The following is a 14,348-nucleotide window of genomic DNA, read 5'->3' on the forward strand; positions in this document are numbered from 1 at the left end:
GTGAATGGTGCAAACAACCGGGCTGCTTTGTTTAGATCGTTTGATGATTACCGAACGTCTTCGTCAACCCAGTCCATGGACTTGGTGACTGCCTTCTTCCACAAACGCATCTGGCGCTCGCGCTCGGAGTCTTCCATGGAAGGCTCCCAACGCTTGTCTTCGTTCCAGTTTGTGGAGAGTTCGCCGAGGTCCTTCCAGAAACCAACAGCAAGACCTGCAGCGTAGGCTGCACCAAGTGCGGTGGTCTCGGTAACCTTTGGACGGACCACTGGAACACCCAGGATGTCTGCCTGGAACTGCATCAGTGCCTCGTTGGCGACCATTCCGCCGTCGACCTTCAACTCGGTGAGGGGAACACCCGAGTCAGCGTTGACAGCGTCAAGTACCTCGCGCGTCTGGAAAGCTGTTGCCTCCAAAGCAGCGCGGGAGATGTGGCCCTTGTTGGCGAAGCGGGTGAGGCCAACAATGGCGCCACGTGCATCCGAACGCCAGTACGGTGCGTACAGACCGGAGAACGCCGGAACAATGTACACGCCACCATTGTCCTTAACCGAGGCGGCCAAGGTTTCAACCTCTGGGGCCGAGGAAATCATGCCCAAGTTGTCACGCAGCCACTGGATCAAAGACCCGGCAACAGCGATGGAACCTTCAAGGGCGTAGTGAGCCGGCTGGTCACCAAGCTTGTAGCCCACGGTGGTCAGCAGACCGTTCTTGGAGTGAACAATGTTGGTGTCAGTGTTGAAGATCAAGAAGCAACCCGTACCGTAGGTGTTCTTAGCTTCACCAGCTTCGAAGGCTGCTTGACCGAAGGTTGCTGCCTGCTGGTCACCGAGGATGCCTGATACGGGAACTTCGCGCAACAGCTGAGAAGTGTGAACCGTACCGTAAACCTCGGAGGAGGACCGGATTTCCGGAAGCATAGAAGCCGGAACACCGAAGGCGTCCAAAATTTCCTGATCCCAGCTCAAGGTCTCAAGATCCATAAACATGGTGCGCGAGGCGTTGGTGACGTCAGTAGCGTGAACGCCACCGTCTACACCACCGGTCAGGTTCCACAGAACCCAAGCGTCGGTGTTACCGAAGATCAAATCGCCGGCTTCTGCCTTTTCACGTGCACCTTCAACATTGTCCAAAATCCACTTGATTTTGGTGCCGGAGAAGTAGGTTGCCAGGGGCAAACCGACTTTTTGCTTAAAACGGTCCAGGCCGCCGTCCTTGGCAAGCTCTTCAACGATGGACTGAGTGCGGGTGTCTTGCCAAACGATTGCGTTGTAAACAGCTTCACCCGTGGTCTTATCCCAAACAACAGCGGTTTCGCGCTGGTTGGTAATACCGACGGCTGCAATATCATGCCGTGTGAGGTTTGCCTTGGACAATGCAGAGCCGATGACTTCGCGGGTGTTGTTCCAAATCTCTGCCGGGTTGTGCTCAACCCATCCGGCCTGCGGGAAAATCTGCTCGTGTTCCATTTGACCGGTGGAAACAATGTTTCCCGAGTGGTCAAAAACGATTGCGCGGCTGCTCGTGGTGCCTTGGTCGATGGCGATGACATATTGCGACATGGTGACGTCCTTGTCAGTTGCTTGGATTTTTGGGTGCGGCGCCTATCAGCGCCGCACCCCTTTCAACGTGCTAGATGTAACTGATGCGATGCAGCGTGACTAGGCAGCTGCGGTAAAGATGATCGGCAAAACGCGGCCCAGCAGACCAGCGATCACACCACCCACGAGTGGGCCAACTACCGGGATCCAGGCGTAGCTCCAGTCGCTGGAACCCTTGCCCTTGATCGGCAGAAGTGCGTGAGCAATACGCGGGCCAAGGTCACGTGCCGGGTTGATGGCGTAGCCGGTGGGTCCACCAAGGGATACACCGATACCAACAACCAATAGAGCTACCGCCAGTGGGCCCAAGCCCGAAGGGGTGCCGCCGAAGGCCAAGATCACAAATACCAATACGAAGGTACCGATGACCTCAGTAATAACGTTCCAGGTGTTGTTACGGATCGCAGGACCGGTGGAGAAAACACCGAGCTTGTTAGCCGCCTCAGGCTCAGCATCGAAGTGCTGCTTGTATGCCAACCAGCAGAACACTGCACCGAGGAATGCGCCGAGGAGCTCGGCGCCAAGGTAAGTGACTGTGGATCCAAAGGAGATCGGAACGCCGGCAGCGTATTCTGCCTTGCCAGCGGTCAGCAAGCCGATGGTGACGGCAGGGTTCAAGTGGGCACCTGATTTCGCAGCTACATACACACCTGCGAACACGGCAATACCCCAGCCCCATGTCACCATCAAGAAACCGGCGTTATTGCCTTTGGTTCCCTTGAGCGCCACGTTAGCTACAACGCCACAACCAAGCAGCGTGAGCATACCTGTACCGAACACCTCGGACAGGAAAACAATTCCAAGAGACATCTTTGACTCCTCTATTTTCTGTTGTCAGTTCTTCGTGATGGAAAGAACCGTATTCAATCCCTTGTCCGGAAAGACTTAGGACACCAGGCTGTCTACCTGAACCCCATGGCGGCGGTCCAGAATTTCAACAGCGTTCTGGATTTCCTTAGCTACTTGAACCTTGTCCCAATTCAAAGTTTCTGACAAGACCTCTGCTATTTCGAGCAGCATCTCACCAGTAACTAATCCCCTAAACGCCAGGGAGGTGCGGCGAATCAAGACGTCAATCAAGTGACCAATTTGTTCGTTCTTGGCAATGAACTCTAATTCACGAGTGCTCAACTCGTGGGTTGACTGCAACGGCGCGTTGTTACCGGCAGCCATAAATTCAAGAACTTCGTCAGCACGGGCACCGTAACGAGTCAAAAGGACCTCGAGGCGAGCAGCATCCAGGCCCGGTGCAATCCGCTTTTTGATCCATTCCTGCTCAGCTTCAGCGCTTCGCGGATAGTTAGCACCGCCACCGATAGCCAGCTCGGCAGTTGACTGACGTCGCTGGACACCAATGATGTCCATTACTTCGTTGGACATGTGCTCGGAGAGGGCACGGAAGGTGGTCCATTTGCCACCAACCAGTGAGAGTACCGGGGTGCTGCCCAAGGATCCGCGCTCAATGCGGTAATCGCGGGAGACAAAGCCAGGCTGCGTCTCATCGTGGCGCGGTAGCGGACGTACACCTGAGAAGGTGTAAACGATCTGCTCGCGTCCCACAGCGATATCTGGGAAAACGTGAGAAATCAGGTCAAAGAAGTAGTCGATCTCTTCTTCCGTGCAGACTGCGTCTTCACTCATGTCCGCATCGATGTCGGTGGTTCCTACCAACACACGGTCACCCATGGGGTAGATCAGCACAATACGGCCGTCGGTGTGTTCAAAGAAGATTTCTCGGCCAGCACAAGCGGCTAGAAGCTCGGGGTGATCCAGAACAATGTGCGAACCCTTGGTTCCACCCATAAATGCGGTGGCAGTGCCAAAGGTGGCGTTAGTCTGGTCCACCCATGCACCGGTGGTGTTCACAATGAGGTCAGCAGTGAAATCGAATTCTTCTCCGCTCAGTTCATCCCGCAAACGTACGGTGCCGTTACCCTCGCCAGCCGTTCCGGTACCCACCATGGAGAGGTAGTTGGAAGCACGGGCTTTGTCTCCGCCGGCTTTCTCGCCGTCCTGGAGGACGTCAAGGGTCAAACGTTCCGGGTTGTGAACTGAAGCATCGAAGTAGGTAGCCGCGTACTTGATATTGGAGTTCAAACGCGGCAGTTCCTTGAGTGCTTTCTCGCGGCCAGCAAACTGGTGACGCGGCACCGTTCCACCGTCACGGGAGAAGGAATCGTAGAGGCTCAAACCCAGCTTGATCAGGAACGCGCCACGCTCTTGCGGCTTTCCTTGCTTGTGGGTGAGGAAACGCAAAGGTGCGTTCAGAACGCCAGAGAAAGTGCTGAAAATCGGGATGGTGGTCTGCAGCGGCTTCACGTAGTGAGGTGCAATCTTCATCAGGCGGTTGCGTTCCACTACGGACTCACGAACTAGGCGGAATTCACCGTTTTCGAGGTAGCGGATGCCGCCGTGGATCATGTGTGAGGATGCCCCACTGGCGCCTTGGCAGTAGTCGCCACGCTCCACGAGGACCACGTCTACACCCTGCAGGGCTAGGTCACGGAACGTTCCGACGCCGTTGATACCTCCGCCAACAATCAGGACCTTAGCGGCCGGTCGGCGTCGAATCGACTCAACACTGTTGCGCACCTTTACTTGCGCATCGGCCTGCTGGGCATTCCTAGCCACGGTTTCTCCCTTGAATCTTCACAACATGCGTCTAAAGCACTTACCTCGACTATTCTTGAAACTCTGGGAAAAGGCGTCAAGCCATGTGCACATATGTGCAGAACGGAAAATAATGCGCAAACAGTCTGATGCCTTGCGGGCCGCCCAAATGTACTATCTGCAAGATCTGACCATGAATGCGATAGCCCGCGAGTTGCGCACGTCACGCTCTACGGTTTCACGCTTACTCTCGGCAGCCAGAGAGAGCGGTTTGGTCCAAATTGAAATCCGCAGCACCGTAGAAAGTGCCCCAGAACTTGAACGCGCCATCCGCCGCAGATATGGAGTGATGGCCCATGTGGTGCCGGTTGCTGACACACTCGACGAAGCTCAAACTCTAGACCGCGTAGCGCTTCAGGCAGCACGCACTATCTCTTCACTAGTGGATTCCAATGCCATCGTAGGGGTGGCTTGGGGATCTACCGTGAGCGCGGTGAGCAGACACTTGAACCGCAAAATTACCCACGACACCGTTATTGTCCAGCTCAACGGGGCTGGCAATACTCAAACAACCGGAATTAGCTATGCAAGCGACATTATGCGCCGCTTCGGCGTGGCCTTCGGCGCCAAGGTAGAGCAGTTCCCGGTTCCTGCATTTTTTGATCGGGCACAGACCAAAGAAGCCATGTGGCAAGAACGCAGCATCAAACGGATGCTGGACCTCCAGTCCCGGATGACAGTAGCTGTCTTTGGTGTGGGCTCCATAGAGTCCGGATACCCGAGCCACGTTTACGCAGGTGGCTACCTTGACGAAGATGATCTTCGCTCGTTGCGGGAAAGTAAGGTCAGCGGCGACGTGGCCACTGTCTTTTTTCGCGCCGATGGCAGCACCGACGGTATTGATCTCAACGACCGTTCCTCTGGCCCCTCGCATGCACTCTTGCGTCAAGTGCGTCGCAGAATCTGTGTGGTGTCTGGGGCGGCCAAAATCAATGGCCTCCGCGGCGCTCTAGTGGCTGGGCTTGCAACAGACCTGATCGTTGACGAGGCCACGGCTCGCCGTCTGGTGGACAGTGATCTTGCCGCTGAGGCACAGCCCCAAATGTAGACTCGAGGTCATGAGACTTTCGCCCAAAGTAGCGCTGAACAATGGCGTCTTAATTGACCAGTTGGGCTTCGGCTTGTACAAGGTTCCCTCTGAGGACGCCCGTTCCCTGGTGTTCACGGCCCTTCAAACCGGCTACCGGCATGTAGACACGGCGACGCTCTACGGCAATGAGATGGGTACCGGCCAGGTCGTTGGGATGGCTGGCGACGTTCCACACGACGGCAGGCAATTGGGCCGTGAAGATATTTTTGTCACCAGTAAGTTGTGGAATGACGATCAAGGCTACGACTCAACCTTGCGGGCCTTCGATGAATCCATGTCCCGTCTGGGTCTCCAGTACCTAGACATGTACTTGATTCACTGGCCGGTACCTGGCCGCGGGCTTTTTGTGGAGAGCTACCGTGCCATGGAAACCCTGTACAACGAGGGCAGAGTCAGGGCCATTGGTGTCTCCAACTTTCAGCCGGAACACCTAGAGAGGCTCCTTGAGGCCAGCACGGTAGTTCCGGCAGTGAATCAAGTAGAGCTGCACCCATGGCTACAGCAAAACGAGCTCCGCAATCTCCACGATTCCTTAGGCATCAAGACTGAGGCTTGGAGCCCATTGGGCCGGGGCAAAGTTCTCGAGGACCCTACGATTGGTGAAATCGCTGCACAACACCAGCGGACCCCAGCCCAGATCATTCTCCGCTGGCACATGCACCAGGGGAACATCGCCATCCCCAAGGCGAGCAGCGCTGCACGAATGCGCGAGAATCTGAACATCTTTGATTTTGAACTGAGCGCCCTGGACTTGGCCGCCATCGCTGCTTTGGACCGCGGCTTCCGCAGTGGCTCTGACCCCAACAAGGTTGTCTAGAAATGACTCAACACGTGAATGAAATCCCCACGCGGGGCTTCCTGAGCCCGCAGCTGGCCCAACGTACGCAACGCCACAGCTTGACCCTAGAATCCGGTACAGAGGTGGCCTACTGGGAATATTCCCCCGTGGTCACGGACTCATCCCCGGAAAGTTTTGTCCCCAAGACCATTTTGGTGATCCACGGTTTCCGGGGAGACCATCACGGTCTTGAGCGGGTGGTTGATGCCTTGCCTGAGTACCGGTTTCTGATGCCGGACCTTCCTGGTTTTGGCGAGTCCTCGGCCTTTACTGACCGGATACACAACATTGCTGGCTACGTGAGCTTTGTTGAGGAATTTGTTTCATCCTTAGATCTTGGCCCTGACACCGTCCTTGTTGGGCACTCATTCGGGTCAATTGTGGCGAGTCACTTCACGGCAAAAAACCCGCAGGCGCTGCGTCCGCTCATTCTGATCAATCCGATTGCTTCCCCTGCCCTCGAAGGCCCCAAGGGGATTATGACAAGGCTTGCTGTGGGCTATTACCTGGCCGCCGCACGGCTTCCAGAGGCGGCCGGACAGGCAATTTTGCGCAACAAGGCAATCGTCCGGGTGATGAGTGTGACAATGGCAAAAACGCGCGACGCGGGCCTGCGAAGATTCATTCATGGCCAGCATGGCGCCTACTTCAGCGCCTTCGCCAACCGGACATCACTGCTTGAGTCATTCAAAGCATCTGTGAGCACTACGGTCCGCCAAGTAGCTCCACAACTCAAGCTGCCTGTCCTGCTCATTGCCGGTGAAAAGGACGAGATCGCCACACTGGACTCACAAAAAGTCTTACTCGCTGATCTACCGAACGCTGAACTTCAGGTGATTCCCGGCGTCGGACATTTGATTCACTACGAAACGCCGGAAGCGGCAGCGAACTTTATTCGCCGCTTCCTCAAGGAGCACTAAATGAAGATCGTGATCGATGCCCGCTTTACTCGCACCGAACAGCACGATGGTATTAGTCGCTACGGTGCCAGCCTGATTGCTGCCACAGCTAAGCTCGCTGACGTAACCATGCTTATCAACGACGACCGGCAGCTCAAGCTTCTCCCCGATGTTCCACACGTAAAAATTAGTAGCCCGCTCTCCCCGCGCGAACTCTTTGTGGCCCGTGAAATCAACAAGTTGAACGCCGACGTTGTGGTGTGCCCCATGCAAACTATGGGCAGTTGGGGCCGCAAATATGGTTTGGTCCTGACTTTGCATGACCTCATTTACTACGAACACCCCGCCCCTCCCGGCTTTTTGCCAGCACCGGTGCGTGTGCTGTGGCGTCTCTATCACAAGGCGTTTTGGCCGCAGCGATTGTTGCTGAACAGGGCTGACGTAGTGGCAACCATCAGCAAAACAACCGAAGCGCTGATCAAAAAGCACAAATTGACCCGCCGCCCGGTAAAGATCATTAGTAACGCACCCCAGCCCGGTGCCATTGCGCGCGACCCTGAGGACTCTCCTGAGAAAACGTTGCTCTACATGGGCTCCTTTATGGAGTACAAAAACGTAGAAACACTGATCAAAGGTATGGCTGGTCTCGCTGAGTATTCTCTTCACTTGCTGAGCCGAATCACCCCCGAGCGCCGATCGCAGCTGGAAACCCTGGTGCCCGCTGGCGCGAAGGTTATATTCCACAACGGTGTGAGCGAAGAAGAATACAACTCGCTTTTGCGCACGTGCACTGCCCTCGTCACCCTCTCCCACGCGGAAGGGTACGGCCTGCCGTTGGTTGAAGCCATGGCTTTGGGCACGCCGGTGGTGGTAAGTGACACCGATATTTTCCGTGAAGTGGGCGGCGAAGCTGCGGCTTATGTTCCTGCTGACTCGCCCCAAGACTTCGCGGCGGCCGTCCACGAGCTGGAGGCGCCAGGGGTATGGAGCGATCGTTCGCGCGCCGGTGTGGAACGCGCTGCTGCTTTCTCTTGGGCAGACTCGGCACGCCAGCTGCTTGACGTGGCGGAAGGTATAGTTCAGGACCGCGCACTCGACGCAGCGAGCAAAACGAAGCGTTAGAGTACGTCTACGCCGTCGAGCCGAACCTGCACCGGCTGGTGTGTTCGTTTGGCAGCTGAAGCGGCTTTGGCAGCACGCAAAATAGCTGTGGCTCTAGCGGCTTGAGCGTAAGGGATAAACACGAGGGTGCGGACTTCGTCCTCTGTCTCTGACACACCAACGTGGTTCCCTGGTGCCGCGGCTGGACCGGCAACTCGTAATGAAAGTTCCGCGGTCAGGGCTTGGGTTAAGTGTTCGACGCCGGGGCGTGGCCCGGTAAGCGCTGCCACGCGCACCGCCGGTGGGAGGCCAAGGTCCCGGCGAAGTTCTAGTTCCCGGCTTGCGAAGCCAGCCGGATCCCAGCGCAACAAGGCACCAACGGAGGCTTCGTCGTCGGCCGTAACCACTATGACACCACCATCTTTGGCTGGCCGCACCAAGGCAGCAGCGTTGAACCACCGGCGCACTGTATCTTCACCGGCGCGGAGTGACTCGCGGCGTAGAAGCATGTTGCCGTCTAGGAGCAGCGCCGCAGCATAGCCGTCCTCAGCAACGGGTTCCGCACCCACGGTGGCAACTACTAGGGTGCGTTTGCCTTTGACGACGCTCTTGACGTGCTCGCCCGAGGAATTAACCACAGTAGCCCCGGGGAATGCACGGCCTAATTCTTCGGCGGTTCGCAACGCTCCGCTGCCAGCCATTTGAAGCCCGTGACCTTGGCAATACTGGCAGGTGAATTGTGGTTCGGGAGTGGAGCACCATCGGCATTGTGGAATGGGGGCTTGCTGCGTGGTGTTAGCGGCGGCCGTTACAGCTAATGGCCCTTGGCAGTGAGTACATCGCGCCGGTTCGCGGCAGGTGGTGCAAAGAAGTGTTGGCGAGTAGCCACTTCGAGCCACTTGCACCAGAACGGGGCCGTGATCAAGCGCCTCTTTAGCACTTTGCCAGGCGACGTGTGGCATACGGGCTATGGCGGCTAGAGGATCGTGCTCTTGCTGGAAACTATCAGCTGTATTAACCACGCGTGCCGTGACAGCACGCAGAATATTTCGTGGCGCGGTAATGGAGTTAGCCCATTGACTCTCAACCAGCCGCTGGGCTTCGGTGCTGCGCGAATGTGCCGCCAAGAGCACTGCTGCATTGCTGAGCCCGGCCCGTAACAGTAGAACCTCGCGGGCGTGTGGGTAAGGTGCGCGTTGTTCGAGGTGCAGATCATCGCCGTCGTCCCAGCACACCACCAGGCCAAGGTTTTTGACTGGGGCATAGGCAGCAGAACGAGTACCAATCGCTACCCCAGCTTCCCCATGCAACAAACGCATAAAGTGCCCGTAGCGGATGGTGGGGCCGTCCTCCCCCGTCAGCCGCGCAATGTCGCTGGCTGGCAGGAGCTCCAACATGGCGGCTTCCACACGAGCTAGGTCCCGTTGGTCTGGGACCACCAACACTACTGTCCGGCCACTGGCACGGACCGTTGCTGCAGCTTGGGCCAAGAGCTCGGGCCAGCCGTGGATTCCATATCCCTGGGCTGCACTGAGCACAGCTCTGGGCGAGTGGCCTTCCCGCAGGTGGGCCAAAAATGCAGTCCCACTGGTGTACGCATCCCAGCCGGAATCCTCAAACGCATCAACGTCAACGGGTTTAGCCGCGGAAGGAACACCGGGGTAACGGTTTAGATACTCCTTTTCGATCCCTGCCACGCGTGGCGGCACCGCTAAGCGAATGACGTCACTAAGGGTTCCCGCGTACCGCGCAGCCACCGCTTCACACAAGGCAGCGACTTCTGCGCTGAGCGCCGGTATCGGTGAGACGAGCTTGCCCAGAGGTACCAAGTCACGGTCGGCGTCGCTACTTTGAACGCGTTCCAACACAAAACCAGGGACGTCCCTGCCAGAGAAAGGGACTTTAACTCGCACACCTGCTTGAGCTGTGTCTGCCATACTCGCCGGCACCCAATAGTCGAAGGTTCGGTCTAGGTGCGGCAAGGACGATTCAATAACCACTCTGGCGATGGGCAAGTCAGTGGCCAGTGGTACCCCTGCCTTGGCCGGCAGCTTTTGAGGCGTGCTAAAACCTTGGAGCAAGCTCGGTTGCCGGTACTCTGCCTCTGTGGCCTCCGCCGGAACACTACTCGCGAAGGTGCGAGCAGCGGAGCGAGACTGATGGTCCATCATCGCTCCCCCTGCATTGTTTTAGGCGTTAAAGAAAGACTTAAGATCCTCAACCCGGTCAAGGCGTTCCCACGTAAAGTCAGGATCATCGCGGCCGAAGTGTCCGTGCGCCGCGGTTTTGGTGTAGATCGGTCGTTTGAGTTTCAGAGCATCAATAATGGCTCGCGGTCGTAGATCAAACACACTAGCAATTGCCTCGGAAATCTGCTCCGGATCAACAGTCTCTGTTCCGAAGGTTTCAACGTACACACCAACGGGGCGTGCTTGACCAATGGCGTAGGCAATCTGGACTTCTGCACGCCGTGCTAGGCCGGCGGCAACCACGTTCTTGGCTACCCAGCGCAAGGCGTAGGCTGCAGAGCGGTCAACTTTGGACGGGTCCTTGCCGGAGAAAGCTCCACCGCCGTGGCGGGCGAATCCGCCGTACGTGTCCACAATGATCTTGCGGCCAGTCAATCCGGCATCGCCCACGGGGCCACCAATAATAAAGGGGCCAGCGGGGTTAAGAATGTATTCCAGCCCTGCAACATCCAAGTTTGAGGTTGCCATCACTGGATCAATAACGTGCTCAGCAAGGTCTGCCCGCAACTGAGCCAACGAGGCGTCCTCGGCGTGCTGGCTCGAGATTACTGCCGTTTGCACACTGACCGGACGGTCGCCGTCGTACCCTACCGTGACTTGGGTTTTGCCGTCGGGGCGCAAGTACGCCAACTCGCCGGTCTTGCGCACCTGGGTGAGGCGCTCGGACAAACGGTGCGCCAACCAGATCGGTGTGGGCATGTAGCTGGGAGTCTCGTCAGAGGCGTACCCAAACATAATGCCTTGGTCCCCGGCACCCTGAAGATCGTACTCATCGACCATACGGCCCTCGCGGGCTTCAACTGATCGGAAAACACCATCAGCAATGTCATTGGACTGCTGACCGATGGACACCGAAACCCCACAGCGGGCCCCGTCGAAGCCATTAGCGGAGGAGTCGTAGCCAATACCCAAAATGGTTTGACGAACAATCTGGGGAATTTCAACGTATGCGTTGGTGGTAACTTCACCGGCAACGTGAACCAAACCCGTGGTGGCCATAGTTTCAACGGCTACACGGGATTCGGGGTCCTCTGCGAGCAAAGCGTCCAAAATCGCGTCACTAATCTGGTCACAGATTTTGTCCGGGTGGCCTTCAGTCACCGATTCGGACGTGAATTGGCGAAGTTTGGCGCTTGCATTGCTCTGCATAGGGGAAGTCACTTATCTACTCTACTAGCTGGCTACCACGCACAAGGTTGGGCCGTAGTACAGCTCAACAATGCCGGAGGTAACTCGGTTTCTATCGTGTTTTAGCGTGGAAGGGGCGCTGATGTAGCAAGTTCCAATTCGCGCCCAACCCGCGCGATGACCGCTTGGGCCACATGTTCCTTACTACCTTGGACAGCGTCTGGAGCCGCTCCCCCTTGCGCCAAGATCAACACGGAATTTTCCTCTTGTCCAAACACCAAATTGGTACCCACCTGGTTCAGAACCAGAAGCTCGCAGCCCTTACGTTCCAGCTTGGCTTGAGCGTACTGAAGAACATCAGACTCAGCATCGCCAGTTTCGGCGGCAAAACCCACAATCAGGCGGGGCCATTGGCCAGTACCACGACGTTGAACCAGTTCTTGCAAAATGTCCGGGTTGCGAATCAGTTCAATAGGAGCGTCAGGAGCATCCTGACGCTTTTTGATTTTGCTGGTGGAGACATTCGCTGGCCGGAAATCTGCCACGGCCGCTGCCATAATCACTGCGTCGGCTTGCTCGCTTGATTTGAGTGTGACCTCACGCAGCTCCAAAGCCGTCTCAACGTTGAAAAGTTCTACACCTTGCGGTGCCTGAACATCCATGTGCGCTGCAATAAAAGTCACTCGCGCGCCAGCGGCCAATGCGGCTTTGGCAAGTGCCACACCCTGTTTGCCAGATGACCTGTTTCCCAAGAACCGCACGGGGTCTAGGGGTTCACGAGTTCCACCAGCCGTGATCACCACGTGCCTACCGGCTAGCTGACCATCCGCCGGTGCGGCGTTTGACTGATCTACCGGGCCATCATTAACGAGGGCTATTGCAGCGGCAAAAATCTCTTCAGGTTCAGGCAAACGTCCAGGACCGCTATCGGCGCCGGTCAAACGTCCGACGGCGGGATCAAGTACATGGGCACCTCGCCGGCGCAGGGTGGCAACGTTCTCCACTGTGGCCGGGTGCTGCCACATTTCTGAGTGCATTGCCGGGGCGAAAAGAACCGGCCCAGACGCCATAAGCAAGGTGTTTGTGAGCAGGTCATTAGCCTGCCCGCTTGCGGCACGCGCCAGCAGGTCAGCCGTAGCGGGCGCAACCACTATCAAATCGGCGTCGTGACCAAGACGGACATGCTGCACTTGGTCAACCGCGTCAAAAACGGTGGTGCTCACTGGCTTTCCGGACAACGCTTCCCACGTAGCGATTCCTACAAACTTCAAGGAAGCTTCGGTGGGCACCACTGTGACGGAATGTCCCGACTCAGTGAAAAGTCGAAGGAGCGATGCCGCCTTATAGGCAGCAATCCCTCCTCCGACTCCTAAAACTATTTGCACGCGCGGATCCGGAATTTACTCGGCGGATTCGATCGGGGCAGAAACTAACAGGCCCTCGTTGATTTCACGGAAAGCAATGGAGAGCGGCTTTTCGTTCAGGTGGGTGTCTACGAGCGGGCCAACGTACTCGAAGAGGCCCTCGTGGAGCTGTGCGTAGTACGCGTTGATCTGGCGTGCACGCTTGGCACCAAAGATCACCAGACCGTACTTGGAATCGGCTGCTCCGAGGAGGGAGTCGATCGGCGGGTTGATGATGCCTTCATTGTTCGTGGACACGAATTCTCCAAAATCTGTTCTGACAATAAATCCCGGCTTTAGCGCGGGTTAGGCGTAAGCCCCATTAGTGAAACAAGTTCGTCAGCTGCCCGGCGAACGTCGTCATTAACGACGGTGTGGTCAAACTCCGGTTCGGCAGCAAGTTCCAGTTTAGCGGTTTCCAAGCGTCGCTGCTGTTCTTCTGGGGTTTCCGTGCCGCGCCCCACAAGCCGGCGGACCATTTCATCCCAGCTGGGCGGGGACAAAAACACAAAACGAGCGTCCGGAACTGCTTTTTTGACCTGGCGCGCACCCTGCAAATCAATCTCCAGGAGAACGGCTTTGCCGTCTGCCACGGCGTCCTCAACACTACTGCGCAGCGTGCCGTACCGGTTTTGACCGTGGACAACTGCCCACTCAAGCATTTGGCCATCGGCTACTAACTGGTCAAACTCTTCGGCAGATTTGAAGAAGTAGTGAACTCCGTCAATTTCGCCGGGCCGCGGTGCACGTGTGGTGGCAGAGACGGAAAGCCAAACCTGCGGGTAGTTATCTCGGATGTACGTAGATACGGTGCCTTTGCCCACGGCGGTGGGGCCGGCGAGGACCGTTAGTCCCAGAGTCTCGCTCACATTTTCCTTCGACTGCGCAGTTATTTGTGGTCAATAAAATTTACCAGTGCCTGACGCTGATGAATCCCAAGTCCTCTGATTCGTCGCGAGGCAGCAATGTTCAAGTCTTCCATAATTGCCGCTGCCCGAATTTTGCCAACGCCCGGAAGCGCTTCTAGAAGTTCATTCACCCGCATACGGGCCAAAGCTGGATCACTCTCTGCCGCAGTAATTAACTCTGTGATCGAAACTGAACCAGCTTTGAGTTGTTCTTTGACCCTGGCACGTGCCGCGCGCGCTTCGGCGGCCGTCTTTAGGGCTTCAAGCCGCTCCTCGGTGGTCAGTGCGCGAAGACTCACGTTGTATCTCTCCCTGGGCTCATAAACAGGTGCCACAGCGGGCGGCATGTGGACGTTTCCTGAACCTACCTGAACTCTTGGCCAGTGACCAGTGTCACAAAATAATAGTGCCACTTAAATAGCTTGGCCAGAACTACTGGGAGTAGTTCTGGCCAAGCTCAG

Annotated in this window: 13 protein-coding genes; 4 read left to right on the forward strand and 9 right to left on the reverse strand. The window is 56.7% G+C overall.

Annotation, left to right across the window (positions count from 1 at the left end; all coding sequences use genetic code 11):
- Positions 1–47: 47 nt before the first annotated feature.
- The 3 genes from glpK to ACQQCD_RS04440 form a co-directional block, all read right to left on the reverse strand.
- Complete coding sequence (gene glpK, locus ACQQCD_RS04430; RefSeq protein ID WP_430267196.1) at positions 48–1,562, reverse strand: glycerol kinase GlpK; 1,515 nt, start codon at positions 1,560–1,562, stop codon at positions 48–50.
- A gap of 99 nt (positions 1,563–1,661) precedes the next feature.
- Positions 1,662–2,411: an MIP/aquaporin family protein gene (locus ACQQCD_RS04435; RefSeq protein WP_430267197.1), complete on the reverse strand. Its 750-nt coding sequence runs from the start codon at positions 2,409–2,411 to the stop codon at positions 1,662–1,664.
- Between the two features lie 75 nt (positions 2,412–2,486).
- On the reverse strand, positions 2,487–4,193 hold the full coding sequence (locus ACQQCD_RS04440; protein ID WP_430267288.1) for a glycerol-3-phosphate dehydrogenase/oxidase: 1,707 nt from the start codon (positions 4,191–4,193) through the stop codon (positions 2,487–2,489).
- Between the two features lie 151 nt (positions 4,194–4,344).
- Between ACQQCD_RS04440 and ACQQCD_RS04445 the strand changes: the two genes are divergently transcribed.
- The 4 genes from ACQQCD_RS04445 to ACQQCD_RS04460 are packed head-to-tail and all read left to right on the forward strand — an operon-like array spanning position 4,345 to position 8,220.
- Complete coding sequence (locus ACQQCD_RS04445; RefSeq protein WP_430267198.1) at positions 4,345–5,319, forward strand: sugar-binding transcriptional regulator; 975 nt, start codon at positions 4,345–4,347, stop codon at positions 5,317–5,319.
- 10 nt (positions 5,320–5,329) lie between these two features.
- Entirely contained in the window at positions 5,330–6,178 is an 849-nt protein-coding gene (locus tag ACQQCD_RS04450; protein WP_430267199.1) for an aldo/keto reductase, read from the forward strand.
- Positions 6,179–6,180: 2 nt separating this feature from the next.
- Positions 6,181–7,119 (forward strand): alpha/beta fold hydrolase, encoded by a 939-nt coding sequence (locus tag ACQQCD_RS04455; RefSeq protein ID WP_430267200.1) that lies wholly within the window; start codon positions 6,181–6,183, stop codon positions 7,117–7,119.
- The gene (locus tag ACQQCD_RS04460) at positions 7,120–8,220 is read left to right on the forward strand and encodes a glycosyltransferase family 4 protein (RefSeq protein ID WP_430267201.1); all 1,101 of its coding nucleotides are present in this window, start codon (positions 7,120–7,122) and stop codon (positions 8,218–8,220) included.
- Here the strand turns inward: ACQQCD_RS04460 and ACQQCD_RS04465 are convergent.
- The 6 genes from ACQQCD_RS04465 to mihF all read right to left on the reverse strand — a co-directional run bounded on the left by ACQQCD_RS04465 (position 8,217) and on the right by mihF (position 14,186).
- A complete protein-coding gene (locus ACQQCD_RS04465; RefSeq protein ID WP_430267202.1) occupies positions 8,217–10,367 on the reverse strand; it encodes a primosomal protein N' in 2,151 nt (716 codons plus the stop codon). The two genes, ACQQCD_RS04460 and ACQQCD_RS04465, sit on opposite strands and share 4 nt — an antisense overlap.
- Before the next feature lie 21 nt (positions 10,368–10,388).
- A complete protein-coding gene (metK, locus tag ACQQCD_RS04470; protein WP_430267289.1) occupies positions 10,389–11,597 on the reverse strand; it encodes a methionine adenosyltransferase in 1,209 nt (402 codons plus the stop codon).
- A gap of 101 nt (positions 11,598–11,698) precedes the next feature.
- Complete coding sequence (gene coaBC, locus ACQQCD_RS04475; protein WP_430267203.1) at positions 11,699–12,961, reverse strand: bifunctional phosphopantothenoylcysteine decarboxylase/phosphopantothenate--cysteine ligase CoaBC; 1,263 nt, start codon at positions 12,959–12,961, stop codon at positions 11,699–11,701.
- Between the two features lie 15 nt (positions 12,962–12,976).
- Positions 12,977–13,237, reverse strand: coding sequence for a DNA-directed RNA polymerase subunit omega (rpoZ, locus tag ACQQCD_RS04480; protein WP_430267204.1), 261 nt, complete (start codon positions 13,235–13,237; stop codon positions 12,977–12,979).
- A gap of 38 nt (positions 13,238–13,275) precedes the next feature.
- Positions 13,276–13,848: a guanylate kinase gene (gene gmk, locus ACQQCD_RS04485; protein ID WP_430267205.1), complete on the reverse strand. Its 573-nt coding sequence runs from the start codon at positions 13,846–13,848 to the stop codon at positions 13,276–13,278.
- A gap of 20 nt (positions 13,849–13,868) precedes the next feature.
- On the reverse strand, positions 13,869–14,186 hold the full coding sequence (gene mihF, locus ACQQCD_RS04490) for an integration host factor, actinobacterial type (RefSeq protein ID WP_430267206.1): 318 nt from the start codon (positions 14,184–14,186) through the stop codon (positions 13,869–13,871).
- Positions 14,187–14,348 lie beyond the last annotated feature (162 nt).

Origin of the sequence: Pseudarthrobacter sp. J1763 (genome assembly GCF_050490295.1) — a bacterium.
Classification (GTDB): domain Bacteria; phylum Actinomycetota; class Actinomycetes; order Actinomycetales; family Micrococcaceae; genus JBNPEO01.